Raw genomic sequence first — 15,147 nt, forward strand, 5'->3', positions numbered from 1 at the left:
ACCTTGCCGGTGCATCACGGCATATTGCGCATGTCGTGGATCATGTCCGGCATCATGTTCGTATTCAGATGGTACATCACCCACAAGGAACCAGCCATGGCGATCGCGACGATGATGATGGTAAAGATCAACGCGAGCATGGTCCAGCCGCCTTCCGAGCGCGGGCTCATGTGCAGGAAGTAAATCATGTGCACAATCATCTGCACGGCACCGATAGCCAGAATGACCAGCGCGGTGGTGTCCGGCGCCTTGAGCACATCGCCCATGACCAGCCAGAATGGGATCACGGTGAGGATGACCGACAGGATGAAACCTGTCATGTAGCCCTTGAAGGTGCTGGGTGCATGGCCGCCGTCTTGATCGTCGTGATGCGAATGTTGTTGACTGTTATGGTTCGCGCTCATTACAGCACCCCCATCAGATATACAAAGGTAAACACGCCTATCCAGATCACATCCAGAAAGTGCCAGAACATCGACAGGCACATCAGGCGGCGACGGTTTTCTGGGATCAACCCGTGGCGCTTGAGTTGGAACAGCAGGGTTACCAGCCAGATGATGCCAAAGGTGACATGCAGGCCGTGGGTGCCGACCAAGGTGAAGAAGGCAGACAGGAAGGCGCTGCGCTGGGGGCCGGCGCCGATATGGATCAGGTGCGCGAACTCATAAAGCTCCAGGCCCAGAAAAGCCAGGCCGAACAGGCCGGTAACGATCAACCACGCAATCGTGCCGCCCACGCGCTTGCGTTGCATCTCAAGCATGGCAAAGCCGTAGGTGATCGACGACATCAGCAGCATGGCGGTATTGAGCGCCACCAACGGCAAGTCGAACAGCTCGGCACCCGTCGGGCCGCCCGCATAGCTGCGGCCCTGCACACCGTACACAGCGAACAGGCAGGCAAAAATGAGGCAATCGCTCATCAGGTAGATCCAGAACCCAAGCAGGGTTCCGTTCTGCGGATGGTGATCTTCCTTGACCAGGAACTCGGGCGCGGCGGACTGGCTGGCGACGCCCGGATGACGGATGGCGGTGGTATCAGACATGATTGGCAAGCTGCAGGGTGCGCGCGGTTTCAACCTGGGCGACTTCATCCGCTGGGATGTGGAAATCGCGCTTGTAGTTGAAGGTGTGGTAGATGGAATAGGCAACGATCGCGAAGAAGGCAGCGACGACCAACGGCCACATGTGCCAGACCAGGGCAAAGCCGCAGACTGTGCTCAGCGCCGAGATAATGAAACCGGCGCCGGTGTTCTTGGGCATGTGTACCGCCACAAAGCCGGTTTCTGGTCGTTTGAAGCCCATTTGCTTCATGTGCCACCATGCATCGCCGCTGTGCACGCGCGGTGTAAATGCAAAGTTGTAGTCAGGCGGGGGAGACGATGTCGACCATTCCAGCGTGCGGCCATTCCAGGGGTCGCCCGTGACATCGCGCAGCGCTTCGCGCTTGCGATAGCTGACATACAGCTGGATCAGGAAGGACGCAATACCCAATGCGATCAGGAAAGCACCAAACGCCGCAATCTGGAACCATATCTGCAAGGATGTGTCGTCGAAATGGCTGACCCGGCGCGTAATGCCCATCAGGCCCAGGATATACAACGGCATGAAGGCCACCCAGAAGCCCACCACCCAGCACCAGAACGAGCACAAGCCCCAGAAACGATCGAGCCGATAGCCAAACGCCTTGGGATACCAGTAGTTGATGGCCGCAAACAGGCCAAACAGCACGCCGCCAATGATCACGTTATGAAAGTGGGCAATCAGGAACAGGCTGTTGTGCAGTACGAAGTCAGCGGGGGGAACGGCCAACAGCACGCCCGTCATGCCGCCGATCACGAAGGTAATCATGAAGGCGACCGTCCACATCATGGGCAGCTCGAAGCGAATGCGGCCCCGGTACATCGTGAACAGCCAGTTGAATATCTTGGCCCCGGTGGGGATGGAGATAATCATCGTGGTAATGCCGAAGAACGAGTTGACGCTGGCCCCCGAACCCATCGTGAAGAAGTGGTGCAGCCAGACCAGGTACGACAGCACCGTAATGACAACGGTGGCGTAGACCATGGAGGTATAGCCGAACAGGCGCTTGCCGCAGTAGGTGGCCACCACTTCAGAGAAAACGCCGAACAGCGGCAGGATCAGAATATAGACTTCGGGATGACCCCAGATCCAGATCAGGTTCACGTACATCATGGGGTTGCCGCCCAGGTCGTTCGTGAAGAACTGGGTGCCCACATAACGATCCATGCCCAGCAAGGCCAGCGTGGCAGTCAGCACCGGAAAACTGATAATGATGAGTACGTTGGTGCACAAGGCTGTCCAGCTGAAGACAGGCATTTTCATCATGCTCATGCCCGGCGCGCGCATTTTGATGATGGTTACCACGAGGTTGATCCCCGACAGCAAGGTACCCACCCCGGCTATCTGCAGCGCCCAGATGTAGTAATCCACCCCCACATCCGGACTGAATTCCAGCCCTGACAAAGGCGGATAGGCCAACCATCCGGTTTTTGCAAACTCGCCAACGAAGAGCGACACCATGACCAGCACCGCACCGCTGGTAGTCATCCAGAAACTGAAATTGTTCAGGAAAGGGAAAGCAACGTCGCGAGCGCCGATCTGCAGCGGCACGATGTAGTTCATCAAGCCCGTTACGAATGGCATGGCGACAAAGAAGATCATGATCACGCCGTGGGCGGTGAAGATCTGGTCGTAGTGATGAGGCGGCAGATACCCTGTGGCATCGCCAAAGGCAATGGCCTGCTGTATGCGCATCATGATGGCATCGGAAAACCCGCGCAGCAGCATGACGATCCCAAGAATCATGTACATGATGCCTATTTTCTTGTGGTCGATGCTGGTGATCCAGTCACGCCACAGGTAACCCCACAAGCGATAGCGGAAAAGCACATACAGCAGCGCAATGCCACCCAGCACCACGGCAGCGAATGTCGCCACCAGAATCGGTTCATGCAAGGGAATCGCTTCCCAGGTAAGGCGACCGAATACCAGTTTTTGCAGGTCCATAAGTATTACATCGGGTATTGCCATGACGGCAAGGATTGGAAAACAGCGGGGCAGAGCGCAGCCGGGGCGCGCTCTGCCCTAACGGATCACGGCTGAGCCAGCGCCGTTCTGCGGGCCTGGGGCAGCAGTCGCGCGACCGCCTGAGCCTCGCTGAAGGAACATAAATCGCCGATATAGTCGCCCTCGAACGGCAGGTTGATACCAGCCTGCGCGGGCGCTGGCATGCCTTGCATGCCGGAATGATGCATCTCGCCAGCCTTGCGCGAGCCACGTTGGGCGTCCATCTTCATGACATCGCGCATGCAGACGGTGCCAGGCGCGACGCAGCGATTGAGAATGGCGTCGTACAGTTCCGGATCGACGCTGCCAAAGCGGCGCACGGGATCGTTCTGGCTCGGCCGTTCGAGCGCGAGATAAGCGCCGCGGTCGAGCACATCGGCAGCGGCGCGATTGGACTCGATCCATTGGTCGAAGGCCGCGTCGTCCAGACCATGGAACTTGAAGTTCATGCCCGAGAAGCCTGCCCCGCTGTAGTTGGCGGACATGCCTTCGTACACGCCGGGCTTGTTGATGACCGCGTGCAGCATTGTCTGCATGCCAGCCATGGCGTAGATCTGGCCGGCGAGCGCAGGCACGAAGAAGGAGTTCATGACCGAAGAGGCTGTGATCTTGAAGGAGATCGGGCGATCTACCGGCGCGGCCAGCTCATTGACGGTAGCGATGCCATACTCTGGATAGATGAACAGCCATTTCCAGTCGAGCGCGACGACCTCTACCGTCAGCGGACGGGTTTCTGCGGGAATCGCGCGCTTGGCATCGAGACGATCGAGCGGACGGTAAGGATCCAGCAAGTGCGTGCTGACCCAGGTTACGCTGCCAAGCGCAATGATGATCATCAGCGGCACGGACCAGATCACCAGCTCGAGCTTGGTGGAATGATGCCAGTCGGGTTCATACCTGGCGCTGGTATTGGAGGCGCGATACCGCCACGCAAACACAACCGTTGCGATGATGACCGGAACAATCACGATCAACATCAGGGCGGTTGCCAGATAGATCAGATTTCGCTGCTGGACTGCGATGTCTCCGGAGGGGCTAAGCAGTACAGCGTTACATCCAGTCAAGAGAAAGGCAACGGCGGGCAGGAGGAAAAACTTTAAATACTTGATACGAATCATTGCCGCAAAACCGGAATCAGCATAGCCAAACTGGGAAGCGAGTACTATAAATTCGAAGTTTCCGCGAGGGAATTGGACATTTTGTCCTATTTGCGTCAAGCCGAAGAGACAAGGGTTTTGTCCAATAGCGTCTCAGCAGCGGGAATGCGACGCTTCAGGTGTCATATCGATTATTTGGCTTTTTGCTGCACGAAGGACCATCCGCCATGAATGAACAGGCCTTGCATTATCCAACCCCGGGCTCCCGGGCACTACATGATGACCGCCAGCGCGCCGCCCGCGCCGCCGAAGGCCATGAATCCGTAACACCCGGCGATATTGCTGTCGGGGTCATTATTGGCCGCACCTCGGAATTCTTCGATTTTTTTACCTACGGTATCGCCTCCGTGCTGGTCTTCCCGCATGTGTTTTTTCCGTTTGCGGATGCCTTGACCGGCACGATGTATTCTTTTGCCATCTTTGCCCTGGCATTTATATTCCGCCCCTTTGGCACCGCCCTGTTCATGACGATACAGCGCCATTGGGGCCGTGGCGTCAAGCTCACGATTGCCCTGTTCCTGCTGGGCACCGCCACCGCGGGTATCGCCTTTCTGCCCGCCCATGCCACGTCGGGCGGGCTCGCCATCCTGCTGCTCGCCATCTTTCGCAGCCTTCAGGGCGTGGCCTATGGAGGCTCCTGGGACGGGCTGCCCTCACTGCTCGCGCTGAATGCCCCCGCCAACAAGCGGGGCTGGTATTCCATGCTGGGCCAGTTGTCCGCCCCCCTGGGGTTTCTGGTTGCGGCGGCGCTCTTTCTGTACTTGCATACCACGTTGTCGGAGGCCGACTTCCTGGAATGGGGCTGGCGCTTCCCTTTCTATGTTGCCTTTGCCATCAATGTCGTTGGACTGTTCGCCCGCCTGCGCCTGGTGCTCGCCAGCGAATATACCCAAATGCTCGAGGATCGCGAACTCAACCCTATCGGCACGCTGGAGATGGTGCGCACACAAGGGTATAACCTGTTCATCGGCGCCTTTGCCTCGCTCGCCAGCTACGCCCTGTTCCACCTGGTCACGATTTTTCCATTGTCCTGGATCGCCATCCACCATAGCCAGGCCATTGCCGATGTGCTGATCATTCAGTTGGTGGGCGCGGCCATCGCGATCCCGTCCATGCTGGCCTCGGGCGCCATTGCCGACCGCCTGGGCCGTCGCACCACGCTGGGGCTGCTGGCCATTCTGATTGGCGTCTTCGCCATCGCCTCGCCGTGGCTGTTGTCGGCCGGAGTCGTCGGCCAGGATGCCTTTATTTTGGTCGGCTTTGCCCTGCTGGGACTTTCGTACGGACAAGCGTCCGGCACCGCCACGGCCAACTTTCTGCCACACTGCAGATACACTGGCGCGGCGCTTACCGCAGACCTGGCGTGGCTGATTGGTGCCGCATTCGCGCCATTGGTCGCCCTGGGCCTCTCGGCACATTTTGGTCTTGCCGCGCTGAGCCTGTATCTACTGTCCGGCTCGGCCTGCACGCTGCTGGCACTACGCATCAATCGTCGGATCCGGCCTGCCCAGACCAGACGCTGACTCGGCGCACAGCTCAGCGGGCGAACGGGTCGCAACGCCACCCATAGCGCACATCTGCCTACAGGTCTGCGCTATGGGTGGCTCGTTTTCCAGAATATTCAAGCCCCTTTCACAAATGTGGATGGGCCGCAACATTCGCGCGGCATTCAGCTTTAATTCAGCTTCCTTTAAGTTTCTATAAATATAATGCGAATTATTCTTATTTTTAGAAACTATTGAGGAGTTAGCCTTGCCATCCCCTTCCCTGCCGTCCCGGGCCTTGCTCGGGTCTTCGCTGGCCTTGGCGCTTGCCGCGCCTGGCGCATTTCTTTCAACCCCAGCTCAAGCGCAATCCGCAACCACCCCTTCCCCAAGGCCTTCAACACTCAGTCCCGTCACAGTCACCGGACATCAAGAGCACGACTACCAAGCCACAGAAGCCTCCCAGGCAAAGTTCACGGCGCCCCTCGTCAACACCCCAAAGTCGGTCCAGATCATTCCGCAAGGTGTCATTCAGGATACTTCGGCAACCTCCCTGGAAGACGTCTTGCGTAATGCACCGGGCATTACCTTTGGCGCCGGCGAAGGCGGTCAACCGCTTGCCGACCGACCGGTCATTCGCGGCATGACCTCGGGCAGCAATATTTATGTGGATGGCATCCGGGACCCGGGCGGCCAGACCCGCGATATTTTTGCAGTAGAAAGCGTAGAGATCGTGCGAGGCGCCGACTCCGCATTGGGGGGGCGCGGCACCGGCGGCGGCAGCATTAATCTGTCCAGCAAACATGCGCATCTGGGCAACGCAGCGAGCGGCACGCTCGGTGTGGGCACAGACCGTTATCTGCGCGCAACCGCCGATGGCAACTGGCAGTTTAACGATACCAGCGCTTTCCGCCTGAACGTGCTGGGCGCACGAGGCGACGTGGCGGGCCGGGATGCCGTGGACTACAAGAATTTCGGCATTGCGCCGACCCTCTCCTTTGGTCTTGGAACCCCCACGCGGGCGACCATCAGCTATTACCACTACGAAACAGACGGCATGGCGGACTATGGAGTGCCGGTGATTCGTGAAACCAACACCCGCCACTTCCCCTATCAGACTGACAACGGCATACTCGACGTGGACCGTGACACGTTCTACGGTGTTTACGATCGCGACTACCGCAAAACCCGGGCGGATATCGCCACGATTGAACTGGAACATGATTTCTCTGACCGCCTGACCCTGCGCAATGCGACGCGCTATGGTGAAACGCTCAATGATTACATTGTGACGAACCCTGGGGACGGCCAGGTCGCTTACGATGCCCCCACCAACCAGTACTGGCTGCTGCGCGGCACCAAATCCCGCTGGCAGAAAAGCAATATGCTCGCCAACGTTACCGAACTGTATGGCAAGTTCGATACCGGTTCGCTCAAGCACAGCTTCAACACCGGCATTGAGCTATCGCGCGAGAAAACCCGCAACGCCAGCTACCTCATCGACACGGTAAACGGATCGTCCTGCCCCGCTGTCTTTGCGGGCAAGCAAGATTGCACGCCGCTCTATAACCCCGATCCGAGCGTCCCCTGGTCAGGCTCGATCACACGCGGCCCGCTCAGCCTGGACGCCAAGTCCACCACCAAGGCGGCGTACTTCTTTGACAGCATAGAGATCAACGATCAGTTTCAAGTCAATGCGGGCGTGCGACTGGATCATTACGACATTTCGGGCAAGTTTCTGCCGCGCGGCGCTCAAGTGGCGGAGTCTACCGACGGCAGCTGGACGATGTTCAACTACCAGCTCGGCCTGGTCTACAAACCCGCGCAAAACGGCAGCATTTACCTGAGCTACGCGACCGCGTCTACGCCGCCAAGCATGAGCGGCGGCGACCAGGAAGGCCTGGCCACCAATATGAACGACCTGAAGCCCGAAAAAAGCAGCACGCTGGAACTGGGCACCAAATGGAATGTGCTCAACGACCGCCTCAGCCTGACGGCCGCCATCTTCCAGAACGAACGGCGCGATGCGCAGATTGAGGTCGATGACGGCATCTTTGCCCAGGCAGGCAAGACACGCGTCAAAGGCCTGGAGCTTGGGATTGCGGGTCAGATAACACCCCTGTGGGCTGTTTATGGGGGCTATGCCTACATGGACAGCGAGCTGGTGAGCGGCGCCTACAACAACGTGAATGTCGGCGATCCGCTGAGCAACACGCCTCGCCATAGCTTCAGCCTGTGGAGCACGTACAAGGTACTGCCGCCGCTCACCGTGGGCGCCGGCGCCTACTATGTGGGCAAGATGTATGGCGGGTCGGGCACCGGCACGGCGGGGGGCGGCGCCAACGGCACCTATATTCCCGCTCACTGGCGCTTTGATGCCATGGCGGCCTACCAGTTCAACAAGAACCTGAGCCTGCAGCTGAACGCCTTGAACCTGACCGACAGGGTTTACTATACGCACAACAATGGCAACCACCACGCCGACTTCGGCCCTGGTCGCCAGTTCATCCTGAGTGCGCAACTGAGCTACTAGCCCCTGCCCGCGGTGCGCGCCGCGCAAAGAGGCGCGCACCCAATCCAAGGGAGCACTTCACCATGATGCTGGCAGTACCCAATCTGCTCAATGCGGATCAGGTCCGCGAGATACGTGCCGCGCTCGAAGGCGCCGAATGGGCGGACGGCAAATCCACGGCTGGCCATCTTGCCGCACGAGCCAAGGACAATCAACAACTGCCGCTGGATCATCCGCTGGCCGAACAAATCGGCAACCAGATTCTGCAGGCACTGACCGCCGATCCGCTGTATATGTCTGCCGCCCTGCCTCTGCGCATACTGCCGCCGCGATTCAATCGCTACCAGGGCGGCGGGCAATACGACGCCCACGTGGACAACGCCATCTTCCTGGTGCCGGGCACGAACCAACGCATCCGGACGGACGTGTCCACCACTGTATTTCTCAGCGAACCCGAGGAATACGACGGCGGTGAACTCATCATCCAGGACACTTATGGCGAACAGCGGGTCAAGCTGCCGGCCGGCCACGCCATTCTTTACCCTGGCACGAGCCTGCATCGCGTAACGCCGGTGACACGCGGCACACGCTATGCCTCTTTTTTCTGGACCCAAAGCCTGGTGCGCAGCGACGAACAGCGCGCTTTGCTGTTCGAGCAGGATATTGCCATTCAAGAACTTACGCTCAGCGGCGGCGCTCCCGACGCGTTGTCGCGGCTTACCGGCGTGTACCACAACCTGTTGCGGATGTGGTCAGAGCTCTAGCGTGCAGCTCCCGTCGCACAGATGTGGCGCTTGCCGGTAAACTGCATCCATGTCCAAACCGCCACTCACGCTCATCCCTGCCCAGATCGCCAGCGCAGCCGATTACGAAGCCTTTGCTCGTGAGCACCTCGACGCAAGCGCCTGGGCATATCTGAATAGCGCAAGCGCAGATGGTCTCACGGCACACGATAACCTTGTCGCGTTTTCCCGCCTGCGGCTGCGCAGCCGCGTCCTGCGCCCGATGCATAATGCGCACACCCAGCTGACACTGAACGGCATAGGCTGCGATCACCCTATTCTCATTGCGCCTACCGCCTATCACGCGCTGGCGCATCCCGATGGAGAGCGGGCAACCGCGCTGGCTGCCGCCGCAACGCACACACCCATGGTCGTCAGCGCGCAGTCAGGCACGCAGATCGAAGAGCTCGCCCAGAGCGCCCACCCTCCGCAGCTGTGGTTTCAACTGTATCCACAGGCTAGGCGCGAAGACACGCTCGCGCTTGCCCGCCGCGCCCAGGCTGCCGGCGCGCGCGCATTGATGTTGACGGTGGATGCGCCCGTCAATGGCATACGCAATGCGGAACAGCGAGCGGAATTCAGCCTGCCCGCGCATGTGCGCCCCGTTCATCTTGACGGTTTGCCCGCACTGCCCAGCCATCCAGCGTCGCCCGGCGGCAGTCCGCTCTTCTCGACCGGCCTGCTGGACAGCGCACCTACCTGGGACGATATTCTGTGGCTGCGCGAACAGGTTGACCTGCCACTATGGCTCAAGGGCATTATGGATCCCGATGATGCTGTCCGGGCGGCTGATAGCAGAATCGACGGCATTGTCGTCTCCAATCACGGAGGTCGCTGCCTGGATACTGTTCCCGCCACAATTTCCGCGCTGCCGGCGATTGCGGCGGCGCTGGACGGTCGCATCCCCATTCTGCTGGACGGTGGCATCCGCCGTGGCACCGACATCCTCAAGGCCCTTGCGCTCGGCGCGCAGGCCGTGATGATAGGCAGACCCGTACTCCATGCCTTGGCGGTTGCCGGCGCGCAAGGTGTCGCCCATCTCATTCAGATTCTGCGGGCGGAACTAGAAGTCGCCATGGCCCTGACAGGATGCGCAACGCTGAAAGAGGTCGACGAAGGCGTGCTTTGGAACGCAGCGCTCGGCCATGACTCACGGTAGAAACACCTAGATCTGGTCTGTCAGGGACGTAGGTATACTCGCGATCGGACTACAACAACAACACATCGACCACCCATCATGAGCCCCATCCTGGCCTGCCTCACGACCGTCACAAGGTTGGCATGGCTTTGTTGCGTGGGCATCATTATTTCTGGCACGGTCCACGCAACAACCACCAATCCGTCGGTCCAGCAGTGCAACAACAAAGACCTGGTATTTGTTGCCCATCTGGACGATGACCTGCTGTTCATGAATCCCGACATCGCCGCCAACATCAATGATGGCGGATGCGTTCTGACCGTCTACCTGACTGCGAGCGATCGCGGAAGAGGCGAAGACTACATGCGCGGACGGGAGCGCGGCGTACGCGCCGCCTATGCCTATCTGGCGAATGTGCCTGACCTCTGGACCGAAGATACCGCCGCGGTCGGCGCCTATCACCTTGCCCGCTTTACGCTCACGGGAAACTCGAAAATACAGCTTCTGGCCATGCGCCTGAAAGACCCTTGGCTGGGCAAAGGTTGGGGAAGCCTCACACCGTTGAGCCGAGCCGAGTCAATCGCTGGCTATACGGCGGACACCCTGGGCGCCTCCCATGAAACATACGGCCGCGCGGATCTTGTGGCCACGCTAGCCAGCCTCATCGAAGGATACCGCCCCACCACCATACGCCACATGGACGACACGATCGACATCCCCTATACCAAGCTGTGCTGGCGCTGCGCAGGCCACGGCCACCCCGATCACATCGCCAGCGCCAGACTGGTCCGCGACGCCATCAAGATAGCCCACGGCAATTACGCGGAAGTCGGCTACATCGGGTATCCCACCCAGGAGCGGCAAGCCAATCTCGACAAACAGGAAATAAACAGGAAAACCGAGGCGTTTCGTCGCTATGCCTGGAAAGATGTCCACTATTGTTCAGGCCCGTTGAACTGCAAAGAACCGGCCGGCCCGGCCGCCTCATGGGTAGGCCGCGCTTACTATGTGTCACGCGGAGACACCACACCCTCGCTTTTTGCCGATCGTAAAGGCGGTATGCTGATCCTGGCCACCGGCGAAGACAATGACGCGGCCAATGTCTGGAACAGCCGCGCCCAGGATTGGCGCTCGCTGGGCGGCCGTACCGCCGATCCCCTCGCCTCGTTTACGTATCCGGATACCACGGTGGGATTCTTTGTCCGCGATGCAATAGGGGGAATCTGGGTCAACAAGCAAAATCTTGACGAAACCTGGCGAGGATGGCGATCCATACCAGGCGCGAGGTGTTCACGCATTCCTACCGCCACCGCCCAGGGCAGGACCGCGGCAGTGGCACTTGCCAACGATGGCTTGCTTTACTGGACAGCGCCCACCGGGACGGAAAACAACTGGGCTCCCTGGCGCCCATTACCTCCATTGCATCAGCCCACCGGGGACCTTGCCATAACCACTGACGCCGCCAATCGTCTGGTGATCTTTGCAGCCACAACCACGGGCAAGCTCTTATTTGTCCAGCAAACCAATGACGAGGACACTGGCCTTTGGTCTGCATGGACTGAAATCCACGTACCGCCCACAGATGGTGGATTGGCGGCAATACGCGATCCGCGCGGCCCCATCGTCGTCTATCTGCGCAACCGGACAAACAACCATTTGCTGCGAATGACCCAAGCCAGGAACACCCAAGACCTTGCAAGCCATCCGTCAGCCGTTCTATGGAACGAAGCCGCCGATCTGGGCATTGAATTCGTCGGCAAACCAGCCGTCGACTTGAATGAACATGGCGCAATCATCGCAGCCGCATTGGAACGCCAAGGCGGTGCGCTATGGTTGTTTGAGGATGCGCATGCGCAAAAAATCGCCGCCAATATTTCCTCGTCGCCGGCCCTGCGCGTCATCAATGGCGCCCTGTATATCGTTGCGCGCAATGCCGGCAAGCCTCAGATTTATCAGATTCTGGAGCGCCGCCAGAACATCTGGACATCAACCCTTAGCGTCGCCGCGCCGCCCCAAGGAGGAGGAAGTTCCTTCGCGCCGCTCGCGGCTGCCGCACCGGGGATAGCGGTAGCAGGCAGAGATCCGGCACTCAAGTAGCGTCGGCTCGCGTCACCGTATACTGCTGTGGGTATGATGTAGAGGGCGTTGACCATTTCATCGATCTTTTTTATATACCCACAGGCCTTCATGAAGTTTTTATCGAAACACCGCCGCGGCGCGCAAGCGCGGACGAACACGGACGCCGATCTGAACGCTATACGCTGGCGCATATTGGTGGTGTTGTTGATTGCCATATTCATGTCCTTGATTGGCGTGAGTATTGTCAATGTCGCCCTGCCTTCCATTCAGCATGCGCTTGACGCGTCGCAGTCGGATGTTCAGTGGGTATTGTCGGGCTATGCGCTGACGTTCGGCGTGGTCCTCGTGGCCGCCGGCCGTGCCGGGGATCTCATGGGCAGAGGCGGCATCTTCCTTGTTGGTGTGGGCATCTTCACCCTGTCATCCGTTGCCGCCGGTTTTGCGCCAGATGCCGCCTGGCTCAATGCCGCCCGTCTCGCGCAAGGCATTGGCTCAGGGCTTTTGAACCCACAAGGCGTGGGTATCATCCAGCAATTCTTTCGGGGCGCGGAGCGTGGGCGGGCGTTCGGCTATTTCGGCACCACGGTCGGCTTTTCCGTTGCAATCGGACCTGTATTGGGTGGATTCCTGATCGAACTTGGAGGCCTGCACATCGGATGGCGTCTGACCTTTCTGGTGAATGTGCCCATCGGAATTCTCACCATTATTCTCGGACTGATGTGGCTGCCAAAGCCATTATTCAAACGCCCCCCGCCCCCCGCATCGAACAGTCCGGGCGCCTCAAAACGCGGCCTTCGATCGTTAGACCCGGTCGGCGCCGCGCTGTTGGGACTTGCCGTGCTCGCCATTTTGTTCCCTTTCGTTGAGTTTCGCAGTTCGCCCCTCACCTGGCTGCTGCTGCCGCTGGGCATTGTTCTTTCCTGGTTGTGGGTCCAATGGGAACGACGCTATGCGCGACTGGGCCACAGCCCCATGGTCGATCTGAATGTGTTCGCCACGCCTAGCTTCGCCAATGGCACCATCATCATGTCGCTGTACTTCCTGGGGATGACCAGTGTCTGGGTGTTGGTTGCGCTGTATCTTCAGGACGGAAACGGTAAAACGGCGCTTGAATCAGGCCTGTTTGGCGTACCGGCGGCGCTGTTTGCCGCGTACGCGGCGCATTGGGCGGGGCGAAGAGTCAGCCGATACGGTCGCAAGGTGGTCATTGGAGGCTTGCTGCTTGCCCTTTTGGGCCTGGCTCTAAGCTCCGCCGTCGTGCTTTTGCACGAAGCGGGCTATTTGAGCATCTGGTGGCTGTTGTTGACGCTAACCTTCATTGGCCTGGCGCAGGGATCGGTCATCAGCCCCAACCAGACTTTGACTTTGGAAGATGTGCCCTTGGCGTATGCCGGCAGCTCCGGCGCCATTATGCAGACAGGACAGCGCATCGGCACCTCGGTCGGCATCGCTATTATCACCGCCGCCGTTTTCGCTTCGCTGGAAACATTTTCCTGGCCCATCGCAGTGTCGATAGGATTTGGAACAATAGGGCTTGTGGTGCTCGTAGCGCTTGGTTTTGCCTTCAAGGACGAGCGCGACCGTAAGAGGAAACATGAGCGTGGATGAGGAACACAGCACAAAGCTCAAGACACATTCAAGGGTAAAAACAACGCCTGCCTGGCTTGTACCCATTGTGGCGATCTTTATTCTGCAAACCACCGCGGCTTTTCTGAGTCGATTCATTCCCATTATTGCGCCAGCGGTGTCCGGAGAATTTGGATGGAGTGGCAGCTCTATTGGCTATCTGACGGCCATGAACTCGCTTGGCGGCCTTGCCATTTTGATGGGCGGCTCAGCGCTGCTCAAACAAATCGGTGGGATGCGAACGCTGCAGCTCAGTCTGTTTCTGGGCGCGGCCAGCATGGCGTTCTTTCTGCACTCGAGCTTGAGTATCGCTTTGGCCGCATGTTTTGTGATGGGATTAAGCAATGGTACCGCCAACCCGGCCGGCAGCGAAGTACTGCAACGGTTTTCGCCACCCGGCAAACGCAATCTCATATTTTCCATAAAACAGGCTGGCGTACCGCTGGGCGGCGTGATCGCAGGCCTGGTGATTCCCCCCATGGTGCTTCTGGCTGGATGGCGCGCGACGCTCTTCGCCTGTGCCCTGTTAGTGATTCTGCCCACGCTGCTGACCTGGCGAATGAGCAAGCAAGTAGACGAGCCAAGCGCCGTTGATGGCTGGCGTTTTTCCATGCCAACCCGACAGTCGCTGCACACCTTCAAAGTGCCGCTGCAATCGCTGATGCACAACAGCGGCCTGTTGAGGATGTCTATCGTCGGAAGCCTGTTTGCCGTGTCGCAAAGTTGCTGGTTCACTTTCACGGTTATCTACCTGATAGACGAACTGGGATTTTCGCTTGGAAGAGCTGGCGTTGTATTTGCTGTCATGCAGGCGGGCGGCGTCATCGGACGCATTGCCTTGGGATGGTTGTCTGATCGACTGCACTCGGCCACGGCATCGCTGTCGGTGGCAGCCATCCTGTCGGCAGCCACCACCCTGCTGCTTGGATTGAGCAGCCCGCAGTGGCCGGTATGGACGCTTGTTCTGCTGGCGTTTGTAGCAGGCTGCTCTGCAGCGAGCTGGAACGGCGTGCAAATAGCGGAGGTCGCTCGTCGTTCGCCCCCCGACTTGATCTCGGAAACCTCGGCGGGGTCCAGCATTCTGGTGAACATGACCAACATGCTCGTGCCAACCGCATTCGCTGCGTTTGTCGCAGTTTGGGGACGCTACGATTTCGCTTTCGGCGTCGCAGGCCTGTGCAGTTTACTCGTACTGGTGGCCCTGCCGCGTGATAGGCAAACAGCATAATAGGATTACTGTTGCAACCCGGTAGCGATTTCTTCTCATTTATCGGAGGCATGCG

General features: G+C 59.0%; 11 protein-coding genes. 7 read left to right on the forward strand and 4 right to left on the reverse strand.

Features of this window, described 5'->3' with window-relative positions; all coding sequences use genetic code 11:
• Window positions 1-14: 14 nt before the first annotated feature.
• The 4 genes from cyoD to cyoA all read right to left on the reverse strand — a co-directional run bounded on the left by cyoD (window position 15) and on the right by cyoA (window position 4,204).
• The gene (cyoD, locus tag ERE07_RS06110; protein WP_130007932.1) at window positions 15-404 is read right to left on the reverse strand and encodes a cytochrome o ubiquinol oxidase subunit IV; all 390 of its coding nucleotides are present in this window, start codon (window positions 402-404) and stop codon (window positions 15-17) included.
• The gene (cyoC, locus tag ERE07_RS06115; protein ID WP_130007933.1) at window positions 404-1,042 is read right to left on the reverse strand and encodes a cytochrome o ubiquinol oxidase subunit III; all 639 of its coding nucleotides are present in this window, start codon (window positions 1,040-1,042) and stop codon (window positions 404-406) included. Before cyoC ends, cyoD begins: the two co-directional genes overlap by 1 nt.
• The gene (gene cyoB / locus ERE07_RS06120; RefSeq protein WP_130007934.1) at window positions 1,035-3,026 is read right to left on the reverse strand and encodes a cytochrome o ubiquinol oxidase subunit I; all 1,992 of its coding nucleotides are present in this window, start codon (window positions 3,024-3,026) and stop codon (window positions 1,035-1,037) included. The genes cyoC and cyoB overlap by 8 nt, the downstream gene beginning before the upstream one ends.
• 86 nt (window positions 3,027-3,112) lie before the next feature.
• Window positions 3,113-4,204, reverse strand: a complete 1,092-nt coding sequence (gene cyoA, locus ERE07_RS06125) for a ubiquinol oxidase subunit II (RefSeq protein WP_130007935.1) — start codon at window positions 4,202-4,204, stop codon at window positions 3,113-3,115.
• Window positions 4,205-4,410: 206 nt separating this feature from the next.
• Between cyoA and ERE07_RS06130 the strand changes: the two genes are divergently transcribed.
• The 7 genes from ERE07_RS06130 to ERE07_RS06160 all read left to right on the forward strand — a co-directional run bounded on the left by ERE07_RS06130 (window position 4,411) and on the right by ERE07_RS06160 (window position 15,092).
• Window positions 4,411-5,766, forward strand: a complete 1,356-nt coding sequence (locus ERE07_RS06130) for an MFS transporter (protein WP_130007936.1) — start codon at window positions 4,411-4,413, stop codon at window positions 5,764-5,766.
• Window positions 5,767-5,995: 229 nt separating this feature from the next.
• The gene (locus ERE07_RS06135; protein WP_130007937.1) at window positions 5,996-8,260 is read left to right on the forward strand and encodes a TonB-dependent receptor; all 2,265 of its coding nucleotides are present in this window, start codon (window positions 5,996-5,998) and stop codon (window positions 8,258-8,260) included.
• Between the two features lie 62 nt (window positions 8,261-8,322).
• Window positions 8,323-9,003, forward strand: coding sequence for a Fe2+-dependent dioxygenase (locus tag ERE07_RS06140; RefSeq protein WP_130007938.1), 681 nt, complete (start codon window positions 8,323-8,325; stop codon window positions 9,001-9,003).
• A 49-nt stretch (window positions 9,004-9,052) separates the two neighbouring features.
• Entirely contained in the window at window positions 9,053-10,180 is a 1,128-nt protein-coding gene (locus ERE07_RS06145; protein ID WP_130007939.1) for an alpha-hydroxy acid oxidase, read from the forward strand.
• Between the two features lie 78 nt (window positions 10,181-10,258).
• On the forward strand, window positions 10,259-12,256 hold the full coding sequence (locus ERE07_RS06150; RefSeq protein ID WP_130007940.1) for a DUF8189 domain-containing protein: 1,998 nt from the start codon (window positions 10,259-10,261) through the stop codon (window positions 12,254-12,256).
• 90 nt (window positions 12,257-12,346) lie between these two features.
• On the forward strand, window positions 12,347-13,846 hold the full coding sequence (locus tag ERE07_RS06155; protein ID WP_130007941.1) for an MFS transporter: 1,500 nt from the start codon (window positions 12,347-12,349) through the stop codon (window positions 13,844-13,846).
• On the forward strand, window positions 13,833-15,092 hold the full coding sequence (locus ERE07_RS06160) for an MFS transporter (protein WP_130007942.1): 1,260 nt from the start codon (window positions 13,833-13,835) through the stop codon (window positions 15,090-15,092). The genes ERE07_RS06155 and ERE07_RS06160 overlap by 14 nt, the downstream gene beginning before the upstream one ends.
• Window positions 15,093-15,147 lie beyond the last annotated feature (55 nt).

The organism is Allopusillimonas ginsengisoli (assembly GCF_004153455.1).
Taxonomy (GTDB): Bacteria; Pseudomonadota; Gammaproteobacteria; order Burkholderiales; family Burkholderiaceae_B; genus Allopusillimonas; species Allopusillimonas ginsengisoli.

Coding starts and splice junctions, on each gene's coding strand:
- cyoD (WP_130007932.1), bottom strand. CDS start 404: ATGAGCGCGAACCATAACAGTCAACAACATTCGCATCACGACGATCAA.
- ERE07_RS06145 (WP_130007939.1), top strand. CDS start 9,053: ATGTCCAAACCGCCACTCACGCTCATCCCTGCCCAGATCGCCAGCGCA.
- ERE07_RS06150 (WP_130007940.1), top strand. CDS start 10,259: ATGAGCCCCATCCTGGCCTGCCTCACGACCGTCACAAGGTTGGCATGG.
- ERE07_RS06140 (WP_130007938.1), top strand. CDS start 8,323: ATGATGCTGGCAGTACCCAATCTGCTCAATGCGGATCAGGTCCGCGAG.
- ERE07_RS06130 (WP_130007936.1), top strand. CDS start 4,411: ATGAATGAACAGGCCTTGCATTATCCAACCCCGGGCTCCCGGGCACTA.
- ERE07_RS06160 (WP_130007942.1), top strand. CDS start 13,833: ATGAGCGTGGATGAGGAACACAGCACAAAGCTCAAGACACATTCAAGG.
- cyoA (WP_130007935.1), bottom strand. CDS start 4,204: ATGATTCGTATCAAGTATTTAAAGTTTTTCCTCCTGCCCGCCGTTGCC.
- ERE07_RS06155 (WP_130007941.1), top strand. CDS start 12,347: ATGAAGTTTTTATCGAAACACCGCCGCGGCGCGCAAGCGCGGACGAAC.
- cyoB (WP_130007934.1), bottom strand. CDS start 3,026: ATGGACCTGCAAAAACTGGTATTCGGTCGCCTTACCTGGGAAGCGATT.
- cyoC (WP_130007933.1), bottom strand. CDS start 1,042: ATGTCTGATACCACCGCCATCCGTCATCCGGGCGTCGCCAGCCAGTCC.